Origin of the sequence: Bacillus sp. KICET-3, from assembly GCF_033261025.1 — a bacterium.
GTDB lineage: Bacteria > Bacillota > Bacilli > Bacillales > Bacillaceae > Bacillus > Bacillus sonorensis.
Genome location: NZ_CP137345.1, coordinates 3,579,183 through 3,595,343, shown reverse-complemented (window position 1 = coordinate 3,595,343; position 16,161 = coordinate 3,579,183). Strand labels below are relative to the sequence as shown.

The following is a 16,161-nucleotide window of genomic DNA, read 5'->3' as shown; positions in this document are numbered from 1 at the left end:
ATAGGAAAAAAAAGCCGCCTTGGCAGGCGGCGGCTTTGTTATGTTTGATCAGCGGGAAAAACGAGGCCGATCTGCCTGCGGGCTTCATCCATAACCGATAAGGCAGCAAGAGAGCGTTCAAACGTATTCAGCTCTGATTCAATACGGCCCTGTTGGATTAAATCGATAAATTCTTCTATTTCATAAAACATGGCCGGTTTTTCGTCGGGAACCGTGATATCTTCTATCTTCCCGTCGCGATAGCGGATTTCTACTTTTTCGGGCCGGTGGATCTTATCCATGATGATCGAGCCGTCTTCCCCTTGAATTTCCGCCGGAACATAGGAATTGGAGATTTTCGAATGCATCAGGACGGCTTCATGGTCTTCATACCTCAGCAGCACTGTTCCTTCCCCATCGGCGCCCGATTCGAGAATCAGCCCGTTTGCTTTGACTTCAAGCGGCTTCCCGAACAGGACGACAGCGGGATGGACGCAATACACGCCGATATCCATCAGCGAGCCGTTCGAAAAAGCGGGATCAAACGCATTTAACACAGTTCCGTTTTTATAAGCGTCATAGCGTGAAGAATATTGACAATAGCTGGCTGTAAAGCGGCGGATTTTACCGATCCGCGGCAAATGGCTGATCATGTTTTTAAAGTTTGGAAGGAACGTCGTCTTCATCGCTTCCATGAACGTGACTTTGTAAGTCCGGGCGGTTTTCACCATTTCTTCGGCCTCTTTAACATTGGATGCGATCGGTTTTTCGCATAAAACGTGTTTTCCGTTTTCCATGAACAGGACCGACTGTTCTTTATGTAGCGAGTTTGGGCTTGCGATATATACGGCGTCAATCATATCGCTTTTCGCCATTTCTTCGGCATCGGTAAAAACAGCAGCCACGTTATATTTTTCAGCGAATTCCCGCCCGCGCTCTTCTGTTCTTGAATACACGGCAGTTAATTGAAATTTATCCGTCATCCCGGCCGCTTCAAGAAAGCGGTCGGTAATCCAATTGGTTCCGATGACCCCGAACCGTATCATAGAAATCTCCCCCTTCGTCCTATTTGCTTATATTATACCGCGTACAGCCTGGCGGCAGATAGTCTTGTTTTGAAGACGGCAGCCGGACCAGACAAAAACGAAGCAGGATAGGCGTATATGTATAGCGCTAGCGGAAAAAAAGACCAAAACATTCGGATATTATTTTTCAGTATAGGAGGAATAGTGTACAATTTATAAAAACGACAATGATAATGGAGGATCGCCATGAACTCTTTACATATGTGGGGCGGCAGATTTAAACAATTCTTTTTAGACAACAAATTCGTGCTGTTTCTGCTCGTCCTGCTTTTGATTGGACTGAACATATTAGTATTTACAAAAGCATCTTTTATTTTCACTCCTTTTATCGTTCTTGTGGAAACGATCGCATTGCCCGTTGTTCTGACGGGAGTCGCCTATTATCTCTTAAATCCGATCGTTGATTTTTTAGAACGTAAAAAAGTGAAAAGGATTTATTCGATCCTTCTTCTCTATATCGTCATCATCGGGTTGATTACGATCTCGATCGTCTCTGTGATTCCGCTGTTGAGAGAACAGATTATGAGCCTTGTCGACAATTTCCCGAGATATGTCCATATTGTCGAGGATCAAATTAAACAGCTGATCGGAAGCCAGTTTTTCAACCAGGCCCAGCAGACGCTCAACATCAATTTGACGGATTTGGCGAGCAAAATATCCGATCAGGCCAGCACGATATTAAACAGTACGTTCACCGGTGTCGGGACCTTTATCGGCGCCGTGACGGAAGTCGTCATTTCGATTGTGACCGTGCCGTTTATCCTGTTTTACTTATTGAAAGACGGCAAAAAGCTGCCGCTGTTTATTTTAAAATTTGTCCCGACCCGTTTAAGGGAGCAGACCTATGTGGTCATGTCAGAAATGAACCACCGCCTGAGCTCCTATATCAGGGGACAGATCATCGTCAGCTTTTGCATCGGCTGTCTTTTATTCATCGGCTATTTGATCATCGGCCTTGATTATGCTTCACTCTTAGCGCTTGTCGCTGCTTGTACGAGCATCGTTCCGTATTTGGGACCGACGATTGCGATCACACCGGCGATTATCATCGCTTTGGTCACCTCCCCGTTCATGCTGGTGAAGCTGATCATCGTCTGGACCGTTGTACAGCTGTTTGAAGGAAAATTCATTTCTCCGCAGATTATGGGGAAAAATCTGCACATTCACCCGGTCACCATTATTTTTGTGCTGCTGACATCAGCGAAGCTGTTCGGCGTCATCGGCGTGATCCTTGCCATTCCGGGGTATGCCGTCATCAAGGTTGTGGTCACGCATTTGTTTGATTGGTTTAAAAATCGTTCAGACCTCTATGAAAAAACAAACGAAGATATATCATAATCGCAGTTTTAAATTGAATAGCCTGTTAGAGACAAGTATTAAAATTTGGCGCATTGAAGCGTGCCATGCGAAGGGAAGGACTTATGAATATTTGGGATATCATTGTTGCCGTCATTTTAGGAATTGTTGAAGGTTTGACAGAATATGCCCCTGTTTCATCCACAGGCCATATGATCATCGTCGATGATCTCTGGCTGAAGTCGAAAGAGCTGCTGACACCGGAAGCGGCCAATACCTTTAAAGTCGTCATTCAGCTCGGCTCGATCCTGGCTGTCGCCATCGTGTTCAAAGACCGCATTCTCAATTTGCTCGGTTTGAAGAAAAACATAACGGAAGCCCAAAAAGAAGGAAGCCGCTTGTCGCTTGCCCAAATTGCGGTCGGACTTGTACCCGCGGCAGTATTAGGATTTTTATTTGAAGATTATATTGACGAGTACCTGTTTTCCGTCAGAACGGTGGCTGTCGGACTCATTGCAGGCGCGGTGCTGATGCTCGTTGCCGACTGGATCAATAAACGAAAAACCGCAACAGACTCAGTCGACCGGATCACCTATAAACAGGCGCTCGGCATCGGCCTGTTCCAATGTCTCGCTCTCTGGCCAGGTTTTTCCAGATCGGGGTCGACGATTTCCGGCGGTGTCATGCTCGGATTGAACCATAGAGCAGCCGCGGATTTTACATTTATTATGGCGATGCCGATCATGGCGGGGGCAAGCCTATTATCATTGATCAAAAACTGGGAATCTCTCAGCGTCGACCTTTTGCCGTTTTTTATAGCGGGATTCATCAGCGCCTTTATTGTCGCTCTGTTTGTCGTCCGCTTCTTCCTGAAATTGATCAATAAAATTAAACTAGTTCCATTTGCCATCTACCGGATCATTTTAGGAATCCTCCTGTTTGTTTTGTTTCTGTAAGTTTTGGAATATCATTCCGCAACAAAACCGAATGGTGCTTGTGGAAGAACGCCTTCCTCACAGGCGTTTCATTGAAAGCCAAACCGATTTCATTTCAGAAATCGGTTTTTTATATGGGTAAATAGATTTATATTCTAATATTTCCCACTATCATACAGCTCCCAAGCTTACTATACTGTAAAGAGGGAGGAGATATTGAAATGTTTTTTGCCACAGTTTTATTGTTGTTGATGATAGGTCTGATACCTATTGTATATAAAGCGAATCGCAACACAAAAGACGTCAAAGTCAACACGATTTCCGTCAAGCGGGCAAACGGCTCCGCTTTCAAGAAAAAGCTGAACATTCTTCACCTGTCAGATCTTCATTTAGAAAACATTTCGATCTCACCGAAGCAAATTCTGGACATGGCAAGAAAAACGCAAGTCGATCTCATTGCTTTAACAGGAGATTTTCTTGATCGAAAAAGAAATATTCCAAAACTGGCAAACTACTTGAAAGCACTGCAGGAGCTTAAGCCTGCATACGGCATGTACGCCGTGTTTGGAAATCATGACTATGTGCTGAAAGGCCGGCACTTTGACAAACTGAAAAGCGTATTAGAGGAAAACGGGTGCGTCACCCTTCGAAATGAACATGTCTCCGTTCAAGTGGACGGCGGGACGCTGAACATTATCGGCATCGATGATTACAGTACGAACAGAAGCAATATCCGCGATGCCTACAAAGGGGTTAACGATGGCTATCATCTCGTTTTGACGCATGACCCGAACGTTGTGCTTGAGATGAAGGAATTCCACTTTGACTACCTTCTTTCAGGTCATTTTCACGGCGGACAAATTCATTGGCCGAAGCCGTATCACCTCATCAAGATGGGGAAACTTGTCAGGATGAATATGATCAAAGGATTGAATTATCTTCATGACAAACCATTCTACATCAGCGAGGGGCTGGGCCAGACCGGTGCCAATATCCGCATTGGAAGCCGTCCTGAAGTGACATTTCATCACATTTCATAAAAAGAAGAGACTGGTGCTTTTTTTAGAGGCATCAGTCTCTTTTTTGTCATTTCTGAAGATAGGAATTAAACAGCTTTTCTTTCGAGATAAACAAATAATGGGAAGGAGGGATTTTGCGAAAAGAAAATTGAGTTGAAGTTAAATACAAAATCGGAATTTGCGTCAGCTTTTTAAACATCCGGTAGAACCGATTGGCAGGCTCAACGGCTTCAAAACCGAGCCTTTCAACCCCTTTATGCAGAGTCGTAATGCCGATAATCCCTTTGATTTGATCCGCTTTTCGATGATTCTGTATATACTCCGCTAAAATCGGCATCGAGATGCACGTCTTTTGATAAATGAGAATGCCTCTTCTGACAGCGCTCGCAATATTTCGCAGCTCTTTGATCAGCTTAATATTATGGAGATGAATTTTGATAAGAACGTCATTCTTTCTAATCATCGTTCCGTCGCTTAATACGACATCGATCCCCTTGTATCTTGTTAAGCGGACGCGAAAAATGCTTGATTGACTCCGATCAATGAGTGTCAGTCTTGAAAAAAAATAATAAAAAGGGTCAATCACACTCCAAATTGACAAAAAACAGCTTCTCAAGTCGTCACCTTCCTTAATTCAAAAAATGCACTTATATTTTGGCTTGGTTATTTGAAAAATATAAATGGAAAACAATTTCATGGAGGACAGCGATGACAACGATTCTGATTTTTCCTTTTCTAAGCATTTCAACCGGCCATCACCACGTTGCCGATTCTCTTCACGCAGAGCTGAGCCTGCAAGCACACCAATGTGAAAAAATCGATATTTTTTCACATGCCTATAAAAAACTTGAGAAGGTTTCCTCCACAGCATACTTAAAATGGATCCAATATTTCCCGAAAGCATACAGCTCTGTGTATCATCTGTTGGCGTGCGGAAAACATCAGGCCAAAAAACGCCATATCATGTATGAGCTGATATTTTTAAAGAATATGAAACAGATCATTGCAGAAAAACAGCCGGATATTGCATTTTGTACGCATGCGCTGCCGTCCTATTTGCTCAATCAGTTAAAAGATCAATTTCCAAACTTGATCGTGGTGAATGTTTATACAGATTATTTCGTCAACCGAATATGGGGGCGGGAGCATACTGATTACCATTTTGCGCCGATCAAAGATATTAAAGATCAGCTCATCGCAGAGGGAGTTGATAAAGAAAAAATCTTTTTAACCGGCATCCCGATCGACCGTTCATACAAAACAGCGTCCGAACTTGTACGTAAAAAAGAGAAGGGCAACATTCTCGTTACCGGCGGAAGCATGGGGGTAGGCGGAATGTTTAAGCTCGTACGGGAACTCTCGCCCCAAGGGAACATGACATACCAAATATTATGCGGGAAAAACCGAAAGCTCTACCAATATGTAAAAAGTTTGCACCATCCTGATATCAAAGCGTTGCCTTATATTGAAAGCAAATCTGAAATGAACCGGTTATACGGGCAGGCTTCGGGAATCATAACAAAACCGGGGGGCGTCACGATCAGCGAATGCATTGAAAAAAAACTGCCGGTTTTCATTTATCATGCGCTTCCGGGGCAGGAGGAAATGAATCTGAGCCTGCTGAAGAAAAAAGGTCTTGTCATCGAGCTGAATAAGGGAAAAAAACAGCCAATTGAACAGCAGCTTCTTGCCTTTTTCAACTCGAAAGAAGGGATCAGACGCCATCACATGCATGTCAGCCAGTATTTGCAAGAAACGTCTGACCGCAATATCAGCAAAATATTGGACGAGATCATTCATAACAGCAAAAAAGCAGGGAATGCCAACGCGTAAGAAAGGAGTTACAGTCTATGAAGAGTAGCATCAAAAAGAAATCCGTCATCATGCTGCTGATCGATTCGCTGATGCACGAGCCGCTCAGCCAAGCGGTCAGAAGCGGACAGGCTCCCGCCATGGCATTTTTAATGGAAAACGGCCATTACGAACCGGAAGTCGTCAGCCCGTTTCCAACAATGTCAGTCACTGTCGACAGCACGCTGCTGACAGGTGTATACAGCGACCGCCACAAAGTGCCCGGCCTTGTCTGGTTCAATAAACAGGAAAACCGGATCATCAACTATGGAAGCCATATTAGAGAGCTGCTGAAATTAGGGATCAAGCAATCATCACGAGACATTTTTTACAATTTGAATCAGCTCCATCTGAATAAACAAGTCAAAACGCTTCACGAAGAGCTGGCCGACAAAGGCATTAAAACATGCTCCATCAATGCGCTCATGCACAGGGGGAGCAGGGACGGCTATTTGCATGTTCCCGTTCTTGCTTCTTGGGTGACAGGGCTGAATCATAATGTGAAAATCAATGCGCCACAGCTCTTTTCTTACGGAGGCTTTTCTAAAATAAATCCCAGAAACTTTTCTCTTTTGAAGAAATTTGGATTCAATGATTGCTTTTCAGTGAAGGAATTGAATCACCTGATTCATAAAAACCAAGTTCCCCCGCTTGCTCTCGTCTATTTTCCCGATCTTGACCAGCATGTACATAAACATGGCAGAAACGATGTGAAAGGAGTGGCAAAGGCCGACGGGCATGTGCAAAAGATTTTGGACAGCTTCCCTTCATGGAAAGATGCCATACAGCAAAACATCTGGATTGTTTTGGGAGATAACGGACAAGCATGGATCAGCGGAAATAAAAAAGAAGCGCTGATTGATCTAAGGGGCCTCTTGGATGGCTATCAAATCGTGAAATTAAAAAACGGAGTGACGCCTAAAGATCAAATCGTCCTGGCCGTTAATGAACGGATGGCGTTTATTTATACACTGAGCAAAGAAAAGCTTCCGTTAAAACAGGTTGCTGAACCGCTGCAAAAGGATGGGAGAATCGACATTATCGCCTGGAAAAATGAAAAGGATGAAATCGAGGTGATGCCAGGGGGGCGAAATGGGAGGCTTACATTTAAGCCAGGGGGACGCACAACTGACGAATATGGCCAGTCATGGTCATGTGAAGGCGATACCGATGTGCTTAATATCACCATCAGCGAAACAAAGATTGAATACGGAAAATTCCCGGATGCTTTCGCAAGACTGTACAGCTCATGTGTTTCCCATGAAGGCGACTATTTGATCGTCAGCGCAAAGCCGGGCTACGAATTTATCGGCGAAGGTTCACCGACGCACATCGGGGGAGCCAGCCACGGCGCCCTCCACAAGCAGGATTCACTCGTATCGATGATCATCACCGGAACCGATACAAGGCCGAAGCATAACCGGACCCTCGATGTAAAGGAATGGGTTTTACAGCTGGTGGAATCACTTGGCGGTGAGAAGGAGCGCCCTCAGTAATCTCTGCTTTATGACGGCTGCCGGAGGCTTTTGATAAATGCTGCAATTGCCGAGGCGGCCATCACAAATAGAGATATCATTTTGATTGCCGTCTGAAGCAGAGGATTTTCAACGATGATATTGGAATAAATGCATAGAGCCAGTATGAATAAAGCGATGTGCAATCCGTATTTTTCCATCATGGTATAAGTTTCCCTCCTTCGACCTAATCACCGCAGTTTATGCACTAAACGGTGAAAACGGTTAAGTTCTTTTTTATCATTCATCTGTCCTCTTATTGAAAGAATTATTTCTCAGGAAATGTTAGAAAGGAGCTGTTCCCGAAGGGGATGCAGGAACAGCTCCGGCAACACGCGAACTGTACTATATGAATAGGGATTTAGTCGAAATAAACAACAGCATTGCCCTTTAAAGCAACGGGTGAAGCTGTTTTGTTTATCGCTTGGATGACATAAGTTTTGCCCGCCGTTAAAATGTTGGCGGCAAATCCTCGTGAAAAATAGCCGTTCAAATTTGTGACGTCAATATAGCCCAGCACAGGGCCTATTTCACTGCTGTTGACTCTTTCGCGGATTTGATATCTGACGTTTGCCCTTGCGCCTTGCGCTTCCTGATAGCCGGTGACCGTCAGGATCGTCTGATGCTTGTAAATGACCGTATCTAAGGTGACTTCTCCACCGGTGGTTGAAATCGTTTTGTTCCATTCTCCGACCGTTTCGATTCCCATCAGCTTAACATCTGACACTTGATGCAGCGGCTTTGCGGGGGCTTTTTCCTGGGCGGATGCAGCACCTGCCGCCGAAAAGACAAGTGCTGAAGCGGACAGCAGGGAAACAGCCGTTTTTTGAAACTTCATTTTTCCCACTCCTTTGTTTTTTTTGGATACATTGAAAGGTATTAGACACGAGTAAAATATTTCCTGTATTTAAAATATTAAAGTTTTGTGTCTAAAACGGGAAAAAGAAAAAAGACTGCATACTTCTTTGATACGAAACAGTATAAAAGGCGTGGTTCTTTGGACTTATGTTCCAGGCCGATTCCCTCAGCATTTTCTGTTTTTTCTTACAAAAAACGATCCATTTCACCTATTCATTCATATAGGACCTTCTTGTAACATTAACATATTAATGCTATTACAAATTCATCCACCAGAGGAAAATAGTTTTTATTGACTAGGACAATGGAAAGGAGCCGCTGCCATGAGCGAAGGATTTTGGGATTCAGTGGGTAACTTTTTACATATTTCTTATACAGAAAATGAACGCAAACGGGATGATTATAAAAATCTATATGACTATTTGTCTGATAAAGAAAGTGAAGTGAAGACGAAATTATCGGAGGCCAAATCGGCGAAGGCTTCTTATCAAGCAAGCAATCTTCCAGACTTGAAAATTCCTTCCCACGAGTTTGAGGATGCACGTCATGAAAAGGATGCTGAACTAAAGACTTTGATCAAGCATTTTGACGACATGATCGATGATATTCATAACGCGAAGACGAAGGCGAAAAGCAAATGGGAGTATTATAAAGCAAAAGCGGAAGCAGAAGAAAAAAAGGCATAAAGGAGGGGCAGCCGAATCATGGATGGATATGGTTATTACAATTATAGCTACAACACTGCCGAATCAAAAGTCAGCGGGGAATCCGTGGAAATTTCACATAATGGAACGATTAAGGCTCTTTCCCATGCAAAAACAATCGAAAAACATGTCGGCGACTCGCTTCGTCAGGCAAAGGACTTGAAATCCTACATAGAAAGCGGGAAATGGAACGGGAAAACGCGTGATGCATTTTTAAGCTATCTTGAATTGATCATCCAATTAAATGAGGATATGAAAGATGCTTTGAACGATCATACCTCGGCACTGAATGCATTAGAGAAAAGCATCGGCGATTTTTCGAAACTCAGTGAAGTAAAAGAAATACAAAACCTATAACATGGGAAGGGGAATGACATGCAGGTGAAAATAGATAAGCTGACGGCGGCGGAGCTCTATGTTTTGGCGGGAGCGGCCGGAGTGAATTACATATTCGGTCTTCCTGAGCGCGAACAGCTTGCCCTCGTCGAGCCTGACTGTGCAGTGGGAGCAAGGGACAGCCTGATTCAAAAAGGGGTACTGACAGAAGACGGCCAGCTGACACATGCCGCTTTTTTCTTGACGGAAATGCTCAAACATTATCATGCAAGTGAAGAATACGTACGCTTCAATAATGTGTTGTGCGCCTTTCTTCCGGATGATGAGGAGCGCGTGATCGCGCTTACCGAAATAAAACCGGGCAAAGAATACACATTTGATTACCTGGAAAAACGGGAAGTCTATTTATCTATCATTTCAAAGGTTTCTTTTTTGCGGAGGGAACCGCGTGAAAAGGATCGCACCTTTTTGACAAAACCGATGACCCCGGGCGAAAAAGCGGAAGTAAGGGAAATGGATCTCGACGAAAAAGAGATTCTGGCTGTTGAAACATTCAGGTTTGCTTCAACTCCAAGTTTGATAGATCAGGGGTTCCAGACAGCCAACCTGTACTTTACGAAGGGCGAAGATTTGATTTGCATTGATCCGCTGCATGAACGATATGAATGGGTCAGCCTTTATATCATGAACAATCGGATTTATGATGCGCTGCACATTAACTTTAGAGCGGGGAGGGCGATGATATGAATGCCGAAGGCGGAGCAGGAGGCGGAGGAGCCAACATCCATCTTGAGTTTGAAGAAATGATCACCATCGCAAATAAGCTGAAAAGCATTTGCGACATCTATACAGAAGGGGTCCAGCCCGAAATCAAAAAACTCGTAGAATCTGATTTTTATCAAGCGGGACAGGCGATGAAAACGATTAAAAGCTATTCGGATATTCTCGGAAAAACGATGGAGCTGTTTGATAATTACTCAATGGCCGCGCAGATTGTCAACTATGCTATGGAAAAAATGTATGAAACAGATAAAGAGCTCCAAAAACTCTACCAGATTCAGAAATAGAAATGAGGCGATCATCTGATGGATGTGAAATACAGCCCGGAGGCCTGGCAAGGCATGAAAGACGGCCTGGATACATTAACGGGCGGAAAATTCGGGGGCGGAGCAAAGTCCAGCCTTTTGAAACTCGATGACCTCTTGGAAGATATCGAGTCCAAAATTGATGACAAGGACAGCGACGGCAGCATCAGCTTTAGCCATACAAGCAAAAAAAGCAAGATTGATGAGCTGTTTAAAGATTATCAAAAACTGACTGGTTATTGCCTGAAGGCAGGCGGTTTAGTGGAAGACCATATTGATGCGCCTTTTGCCAAAAAGCTCGACGCTTTCGCGGATAAAATGGAAGGCCTGTCACTCCACAACTACAAGACCAAAAACCGCATCGGCTCCAAAGAAACAACTTATGTCGGCTACGGCATGAACAAGACGGCTGTCCAGGAAGACAAAGCGGAAATCACCGTAAATGACATTTTCAAAGACTCGGCAGCGTTTGATCATGTGCTGAACGAAGAATATAAAGCGTTTAAAGACCAAAATCCCGACATCGAATTGAACTATGAAGACTATTCGAAGGCGATCGTGTCAGCCCGCGGCTTTGAGTACGAATCGGTCAGCGACGTTCAAAAAAATCAGGAATTGTGGCGTGATCTCATCATCGGCGGCGGTGTAGTCGTGCTCACCATCTTTTGTGCACCCGTGGGACTCGTTGTAGCAGGTGCATACGGAACAGCCCAAATCTCCAGTGCAGCCACAGGGAAAGACTGGATGACGGGGCGCGAGTTAAATACAGGAGAACGATTTGAAAGAGGCGCGTTCGGGGCACTCGACATACTTCCGGGAGCAGCCGTGGCGACCCAATCGTTTAAAGGCGTAGCGACCATCGGCAAATTATCAAGCAGAACGGAACATGTGGTACAATCGTTAAAAGACAGCAAGACCCTCTGGTCCAACCGCATGCGCGTCAGCAGGCTGAAAGCCCAGGACAAGCTGAATGACGCAGGCTTCGCCATCAAAAAACAGTTCGCCAAAAGCGCAGACGCCTTGAGCGACATCGCCAGGGGAACGGAAGTGCAAGGCGGCACCCTCGCCCGAAAAGGCACCGATTTCTACGGACATGTGAATGACGCTCATCAAGCTTCGAAATCGAAGATACAGGAGTCGATTCAGCGGATTGAGACTGGTAAGGGTGTTGGGAAAAATATACACAATGACGGTAAGGCAACAATTGGGACTAAATCAGTACAAGCTATAAAAAACCACTTTCCAGATGATCAACAGCTCGGTAAAAGATTTGATTTTACGATTGAGAATGGTAGAATCAAAAATATTAATGGGATAAATGAGGTTGATTTTGTTATTGATATGGATGGAAACCTGCATATCGGTCGTGGTCATTCTTATTTAGCCAATGGTAAAGATGTGCAGGCTGCAGGGAAATTGAAAATAAATGGTCAAGGTCAGATTAGAAGAATTAGTAATGAATCAGGTCACTACAGACCTAATGCAGACCAAGCAAAAAAATATCCTGATGCTTTTAATCAAACGGGGTTAAATGTAAAAAATGCTTGGCTAGAGATTCATGAGTTTGAGAGTAATATATCAAATTATATTGTTGACGATAAAATAATATTTAATCAAAAAATAAAATGAGTAAAGGAAGGTGAAATAATAATGGAGAAAATAACTCAAATGAATAAAGAAATATTTAAAAAGAATTTATTAAAAACTTTAAAGGAATTAAAACAATTTAAACAATTAAACTATGTAAATAGTAAATTTTTAATAATGCCTATAGAAGAACCTGGAAAAGTGCTTGATGGCCGAGATCAAAGAATGCGCTTATGGGCGTTAAGTGAAAAAAATATAGGCAATAGATTTTTGGAAATTGATGAAGTTGTGAATTTACTGGGTAGTCAGTCTCCATTTGTACCAATATGGATTGACGTATCTTTTGTTGAAATGAAAGAAGACGTAGCAATTTTCAAACTAGAGTGTAGCTTAAGATTTAGAAAACCAACATTGTTAAGAAATGCAGAAACAGGACATGCCCCTTTTAAAGCTATTCTATAATATGAATAAATTAGAATCACAATAAACACTAGTTCTATCGTATATTTTAATTTAAAAAATAACCATATAATTATAGCGCATAGAAAATTCTATGCGTTTTTTTATCCCTGATCGAGATCTAATGACTGAAAGCCCAGGACAAGCTGAACGACGCAGGCTTCGCCATCAAAAAACAGTTCGCCAAAAGCGCAGACGCCTTGAGCGACATCGCCAGGGGAACGGAAGTGCAAGGCGGCACCCTCGCCTACAAAGACACCGATTCTAACGACACGTCAACAGCGTCAACAAGGCTTCGAAAGCGGAGATTCAGGACTCGATTTATAAGGTTGAGAAGGACATTGGAGGCAGGGAAGAGAAAATAAGTATTAAGATATGCCTATTTTTAAATATCTCAAAAGGACATGAGGAAATTGCCCACGAAAGAATTATGATAGAAGAACTGAGAGGACAATCATTATATTTCTGTAATGAATGAAAGAAATAAGATTATAGGTAATCCAACAATTGGATAACCTAATTGAGTCTACGAATCGGATGAATAAAAGAGAGGTGTGAAGATTAGCAAAGGGTTAAAAAATCATGGATAGATAAGGAAGGTAATTATTGGCGGTGGGATCAACGACATGGTAGATTAAAAAAATGGGAATAGAAGAAGAACTCGGTATCTTGGTGAGTGCGATTCAGTTTTAGGTTTTAATACAAAGCAAGGGAACTCTTCTATAAGATTTCACGGAGGTTGATTAATTTTGCACCACGGTAAGAAGTTTATTGAGGAATATCCTGAATACAGTACACTTTTTTATAAGCTTTACATATCTAGAGAACTTGATGATTGGTTTCTAGATATTTGTAAGAAGGAGGATACATTAGTTCCAGAGGAGTTAGCAAATATTGAATTGGTAAAAGAAATAAAAATTCAAAATAAAGTTTCCCCTTCTTATGAAATCTTTATAGATTTAAAAGATATAATTGGAAATGAGGGCTTTATAATATCCCAACAAGTAATTATAAAGGTTTCAAAAATAATTCCAGTTTATATTATGGACTTGAGTTATAGGATTAGTCATAGATTGTTATGTGACAACAAACTTGATTTAAATGGTTCTGCAGAAACACTGGAGATTATGAAAATTGAAAAGCTCGTTAGAGAGTTTTTTGCTAAAAATAATTTTAAAGAGTTAAGCTACCTATATGATTATTATGATACAGTTTTTGAGTGGAAAGATGTACCCGATCTAGAACCGTTTAATCGAAGGTTTACTCTAGGGGATGCTGTCTTTGTAGATAATTTAGACATTTGCAAGTAATTGGATGAAGTTTCATACCTTGATGGCATAAGCTTTTCAAGGTTTTTTAATCTTTAAACATCTTTACAATTAAATTTGCAATACCATCACACGCGAATAACAGAGCTAAGTGGTAACAAACAGGGACATCGGCCAGTGAGCAAACAAATGCGGATTTTTAAATGAGACAAGGAAATCTATTTGTGAATGATATAGATTACAAAAAAATATTCATCTGGCTCTAAAAGTACTTTTAATGACTTAAAGGTGAATACATATTAGAAGAAACCATTTCAAAATAAACCAATTCCGCAAACAATTCTTGATGAAGCAACAAAAGCAGGATGATTATTAGGGATATTAAGGGGAAGGTGTATAATTGACGATGAAAGTTTATTATTGTGACGAATGGTCGGATATCAAAAAGAAGCCTTGGAACATTCTTGATGACCGTACTGCGTACACACGCCATCAAAAACATGAACCATATACGGCGGTATTAACTGCAGATGATAACACTAAATATATTGTAAATGTAACAAATGAATGGGTGTCGGTAAGTTTTTATGATGATTTCACTCGTAAGTATCTAAATTATGACTTTGAAGTTATCAGTGATGGTAAGATTTTTTTAAGAACAGCGATGTATTGGGAATATGATGATGAAACTGATAAGGAAGTAAGTAGTTTGATTTTGAGCTTCCGCGAAGATGGCTATATAGCGATGAAAAAGAAAGACTTTAAGACCGGTACGGTCGAGGAGCGCGAGACTAGCGATACTCTTGGAACAAACTGGGATGTATTTCCCGGATTTGGCCAGTATTTTCATTTGTGCAGAGAGGAAAGGTAACGAGTTCAGAGCACTCTCCGGTGCCAAAGCTTCAGCATTCCGTTCCCCCTATACACCTAACGAAAACGCTGGATTCGGCGGCCGGTGTTTTCTTTTATGATCAAAAACGCATCTTTTCGGACGAAATGGCAGAAAAAACAAAAAGAAAGAAGACAAAAAAACACCATCAATGATAAGATAGAGAAAGCGACATAAATATGGTGCAAGACATATGACAAAAATGAAGAGGGAGATTTGGCAGCATGGCTGATAAAATAACGATTCTTAGAGAAACATTTGAAAATGGAGAAACGGGACAGGAAGTCGAAGGATTGACTCTGATGATAGACGGCAAGATGAAGGACGTGTTTGACATCCTGATCAGCCAAAACGATGATTACAATGATTATACAGAAATCATGAGAGACATTGTGATCGCGGGTGTTAATCATATCATCAGCAAATAATGAACACGCGGATTATTCGAAGGAAATCTTTTTGGCGGCTGAGTCAAAAAAGCACTTGCTTTTAAACGGAAAAACATCTATAATAAATCATGTCTCAAACAAACGGGGCATTAGCTCAGCTGGGAGAGCGCTACACTGGCAGTGTAGAGGTCAGCGGTTCGAGCCCGCTATGCTCCATCTCGGAAACCCTTGGTTATCAAGGGTTTCTTTTTTTATTTTCCTTTTATAAAATTTGGTCGTATTCCTGAATCGTTGACAAGGCATTTTCTCTCAGAGAGGTTAATTTAAAAAACAAAGGGAGGCACTGCCAATGAGTATGGGCCTTTTTTTGATGGAAACAGATGTCTTTTTGGCAGTAGCTGCTTGTACAATTTGATCTCATCCCATTTGTCAATGCATAAATAGTGACTACACCTATTTACTGGAAATATGTTTAATCTAAAAAAATGGATATGTTAACCTTATTTGTATAAAATCAAGGGGGATTGATTTTGATTGTTTTTTAAAGTTCATAAGTCTTTTACTAATAGGGTTTATCATTTTAATGCTTATAGGAGAATACGCACCATTCTTGGCTATGCCATTATGGATCATTTTAATAGTAGCCTTGGTTATATGTCTTTATTACGCAATCAAACTTGAAATGAAAAATTTTAAAAACAGGAAGGAATAATAAAAAAAATATATATAAGTGGTAATGTCGGGGTGAGGTAATAGAGATATTTCTCTAAAAAAGGCCCAATTGCTCTTTAGAGTGTAAACTTTTTAGATTCAATTTTTTTGAATGATCCCTTTATATCAAAAGGAAGGAAAGAAATATTTCTCTGATTAGCTTGATAAAATTTATATAAAAGAAGCAATTAAAGCA

Annotated in this window: 19 protein-coding genes and 1 tRNA gene; 15 read left to right on the top strand and 5 right to left on the bottom strand. The window is 41.8% G+C overall.

The features are described from left to right. Nucleotides 1–38: 38 nt before the first annotated feature. Nucleotides 39–1,025, bottom strand: a complete 987-nt coding sequence (locus R5H20_RS18415) for a Gfo/Idh/MocA family protein (RefSeq protein ID WP_006640611.1) — start codon at nucleotides 1,023–1,025, stop codon at nucleotides 39–41. Nucleotides 1,026–1,250: 225 nt separating this feature from the next. Between R5H20_RS18415 and R5H20_RS18410 the strand changes: the two genes are divergently transcribed. The 3 genes from R5H20_RS18410 to R5H20_RS18400 all read left to right on the top strand — a co-directional run bounded on the left by R5H20_RS18410 (nucleotide 1,251) and on the right by R5H20_RS18400 (nucleotide 4,335). Beyond that, entirely contained in the window at nucleotides 1,251–2,402 is a 1,152-nt protein-coding gene (locus R5H20_RS18410; protein ID WP_006640612.1) for an AI-2E family transporter, read from the top strand. 83 nt (nucleotides 2,403–2,485) lie between these two features. Next, nucleotides 2,486–3,316: an undecaprenyl-diphosphate phosphatase gene (locus R5H20_RS18405; protein ID WP_006640613.1), complete on the top strand. Its 831-nt coding sequence runs from the start codon at nucleotides 2,486–2,488 to the stop codon at nucleotides 3,314–3,316. Between the two features lie 200 nt (nucleotides 3,317–3,516). Next, nucleotides 3,517–4,335, top strand: coding sequence for a metallophosphoesterase (locus R5H20_RS18400; protein WP_006640614.1), 819 nt, complete (start codon nucleotides 3,517–3,519; stop codon nucleotides 4,333–4,335). A gap of 46 nt (nucleotides 4,336–4,381) precedes the next feature. On the opposite strand, the gene R5H20_RS18395 is transcribed toward R5H20_RS18400, so the two are convergent. Next, nucleotides 4,382–4,930 carry a YkoP family protein gene (locus tag R5H20_RS18395; protein WP_006640615.1) on the bottom strand — a complete coding sequence of 183 codons (549 nt, stop codon included), beginning with the start codon at nucleotides 4,928–4,930 and terminating at the stop codon, nucleotides 4,382–4,384. A gap of 92 nt (nucleotides 4,931–5,022) precedes the next feature. Between R5H20_RS18395 and R5H20_RS18390 the strand changes: the two genes are divergently transcribed. Further along, a complete protein-coding gene (locus R5H20_RS18390) occupies nucleotides 5,023–6,147 on the top strand; it encodes an MGDG synthase family glycosyltransferase (RefSeq protein WP_006640616.1) in 1,125 nt (374 codons plus the stop codon). 17 nt (nucleotides 6,148–6,164) lie between these two features. Next, nucleotides 6,165–7,661: an alkaline phosphatase family protein gene (locus R5H20_RS18385; protein ID WP_006640617.1), complete on the top strand. Its 1,497-nt coding sequence runs from the start codon at nucleotides 6,165–6,167 to the stop codon at nucleotides 7,659–7,661. 8 nt (nucleotides 7,662–7,669) lie between these two features. On the opposite strand, the gene R5H20_RS18380 is transcribed toward R5H20_RS18385, so the two are convergent. Together R5H20_RS18380 and R5H20_RS18375 are read right to left on the bottom strand one after the other, a co-directional pair. Beyond that, on the bottom strand, nucleotides 7,670–7,843 hold the full coding sequence (locus tag R5H20_RS18380) for a hypothetical protein (RefSeq protein ID WP_006640618.1): 174 nt from the start codon (nucleotides 7,841–7,843) through the stop codon (nucleotides 7,670–7,672). A gap of 197 nt (nucleotides 7,844–8,040) precedes the next feature. Continuing rightward, the gene (locus R5H20_RS18375; protein WP_006640619.1) at nucleotides 8,041–8,517 is read right to left on the bottom strand and encodes a hypothetical protein; all 477 of its coding nucleotides are present in this window, start codon (nucleotides 8,515–8,517) and stop codon (nucleotides 8,041–8,043) included. A 343-nt stretch (nucleotides 8,518–8,860) separates the two neighbouring features. Between R5H20_RS18375 and R5H20_RS18370 the strand changes: the two genes are divergently transcribed. The 6 genes from R5H20_RS18370 to R5H20_RS18345 all read left to right on the top strand — a co-directional run bounded on the left by R5H20_RS18370 (nucleotide 8,861) and on the right by R5H20_RS18345 (nucleotide 12,711). Then, nucleotides 8,861–9,223, top strand: coding sequence for a hypothetical protein (locus R5H20_RS18370; RefSeq protein WP_006640620.1), 363 nt, complete (start codon nucleotides 8,861–8,863; stop codon nucleotides 9,221–9,223). A gap of 18 nt (nucleotides 9,224–9,241) precedes the next feature. After that, on the top strand, nucleotides 9,242–9,598 hold the full coding sequence (locus tag R5H20_RS18365; protein ID WP_006640621.1) for a WXG100 family type VII secretion target: 357 nt from the start codon (nucleotides 9,242–9,244) through the stop codon (nucleotides 9,596–9,598). 18 nt (nucleotides 9,599–9,616) lie between these two features. Then, the gene (locus R5H20_RS18360; protein WP_006640622.1) at nucleotides 9,617–10,324 is read left to right on the top strand and encodes a DUF5081 family protein; all 708 of its coding nucleotides are present in this window, start codon (nucleotides 9,617–9,619) and stop codon (nucleotides 10,322–10,324) included. Then, entirely contained in the window at nucleotides 10,321–10,644 is a 324-nt protein-coding gene (locus R5H20_RS18355; protein WP_006640623.1) for a hypothetical protein, read from the top strand. The genes R5H20_RS18360 and R5H20_RS18355 overlap by 4 nt, the downstream gene beginning before the upstream one ends. Before the next feature lie 117 nt (nucleotides 10,645–10,761). Next, a complete protein-coding gene (locus tag R5H20_RS18350; RefSeq protein WP_268381804.1) occupies nucleotides 10,762–12,291 on the top strand; it encodes a hypothetical protein in 1,530 nt (509 codons plus the stop codon). A 21-nt stretch (nucleotides 12,292–12,312) separates the two neighbouring features. Continuing rightward, nucleotides 12,313–12,711, top strand: coding sequence for a hypothetical protein (locus tag R5H20_RS18345; RefSeq protein WP_006640625.1), 399 nt, complete (start codon nucleotides 12,313–12,315; stop codon nucleotides 12,709–12,711). Nucleotides 12,712–12,812: 101 nt separating this feature from the next. Here the strand turns inward: R5H20_RS18345 and R5H20_RS18340 are convergent, their stop codons facing one another. Continuing rightward, nucleotides 12,813–12,941 (bottom strand): hypothetical protein, encoded by a 129-nt coding sequence (locus R5H20_RS18340; protein WP_259331044.1) that lies wholly within the window; start codon nucleotides 12,939–12,941, stop codon nucleotides 12,813–12,815. Nucleotides 12,942–13,457: 516 nt separating this feature from the next. Here R5H20_RS18340 and R5H20_RS18335 point away from each other — a divergent pair. The 4 genes from R5H20_RS18335 (at nucleotide 13,458) to R5H20_RS18320 (ending at nucleotide 15,470) form a co-directional block, all read left to right on the top strand. Beyond that, nucleotides 13,458–14,018, top strand: a complete 561-nt coding sequence (locus R5H20_RS18335; protein WP_006640626.1) for a hypothetical protein — start codon at nucleotides 13,458–13,460, stop codon at nucleotides 14,016–14,018. A gap of 364 nt (nucleotides 14,019–14,382) precedes the next feature. Beyond that, on the top strand, nucleotides 14,383–14,847 hold the full coding sequence (locus R5H20_RS18330; RefSeq protein ID WP_006640627.1) for a hypothetical protein: 465 nt from the start codon (nucleotides 14,383–14,385) through the stop codon (nucleotides 14,845–14,847). A gap of 242 nt (nucleotides 14,848–15,089) precedes the next feature. After that, nucleotides 15,090–15,293: a hypothetical protein gene (locus tag R5H20_RS18325; RefSeq protein ID WP_006640628.1), complete on the top strand. Its 204-nt coding sequence runs from the start codon at nucleotides 15,090–15,092 to the stop codon at nucleotides 15,291–15,293. 104 nt (nucleotides 15,294–15,397) lie between these two features. Next, nucleotides 15,398–15,470 (top strand) — tRNA-Ala (locus tag R5H20_RS18320). Nucleotides 15,471–16,161 lie beyond the last annotated feature (691 nt).

What these genes read in the sequence shown, in the direction of transcription:
- R5H20_RS18410 (WP_006640612.1), top strand. Translation starts at nt 1,251, where the DNA reads ATGAACTCTTTACATATGTGGGGCGGCAGATTTAAACAATTCTTTTTA.
- R5H20_RS18345 (WP_006640625.1), top strand. Translation starts at nt 12,313, where the DNA reads ATGGAGAAAATAACTCAAATGAATAAAGAAATATTTAAAAAGAATTTA.
- R5H20_RS18370 (WP_006640620.1), top strand. Translation starts at nt 8,861, where the DNA reads ATGAGCGAAGGATTTTGGGATTCAGTGGGTAACTTTTTACATATTTCT.
- R5H20_RS18400 (WP_006640614.1), top strand. Translation starts at nt 3,517, where the DNA reads ATGTTTTTTGCCACAGTTTTATTGTTGTTGATGATAGGTCTGATACCT.
- R5H20_RS18355 (WP_006640623.1), top strand. Translation starts at nt 10,321, where the DNA reads ATGAATGCCGAAGGCGGAGCAGGAGGCGGAGGAGCCAACATCCATCTT.
- R5H20_RS18360 (WP_006640622.1), top strand. Translation starts at nt 9,617, where the DNA reads ATGCAGGTGAAAATAGATAAGCTGACGGCGGCGGAGCTCTATGTTTTG.
- R5H20_RS18390 (WP_006640616.1), top strand. Translation starts at nt 5,023, where the DNA reads ATGACAACGATTCTGATTTTTCCTTTTCTAAGCATTTCAACCGGCCAT.
- R5H20_RS18405 (WP_006640613.1), top strand. Translation starts at nt 2,486, where the DNA reads ATGAATATTTGGGATATCATTGTTGCCGTCATTTTAGGAATTGTTGAA.
- R5H20_RS18380 (WP_006640618.1), bottom strand. Translation starts at nt 7,843, where the DNA reads ATGATGGAAAAATACGGATTGCACATCGCTTTATTCATACTGGCTCTA.
- R5H20_RS18375 (WP_006640619.1), bottom strand. Translation starts at nt 8,517, where the DNA reads ATGAAGTTTCAAAAAACGGCTGTTTCCCTGCTGTCCGCTTCAGCACTT.
- R5H20_RS18330 (WP_006640627.1), top strand. Translation starts at nt 14,383, where the DNA reads ATGAAAGTTTATTATTGTGACGAATGGTCGGATATCAAAAAGAAGCCT.
- R5H20_RS18385 (WP_006640617.1), top strand. Translation starts at nt 6,165, where the DNA reads ATGAAGAGTAGCATCAAAAAGAAATCCGTCATCATGCTGCTGATCGAT.
- R5H20_RS18325 (WP_006640628.1), top strand. Translation starts at nt 15,090, where the DNA reads ATGGCTGATAAAATAACGATTCTTAGAGAAACATTTGAAAATGGAGAA.
- R5H20_RS18415 (WP_006640611.1), bottom strand. Translation starts at nt 1,025, where the DNA reads ATGATACGGTTCGGGGTCATCGGAACCAATTGGATTACCGACCGCTTT.
- R5H20_RS18365 (WP_006640621.1), top strand. Translation starts at nt 9,242, where the DNA reads ATGGATGGATATGGTTATTACAATTATAGCTACAACACTGCCGAATCA.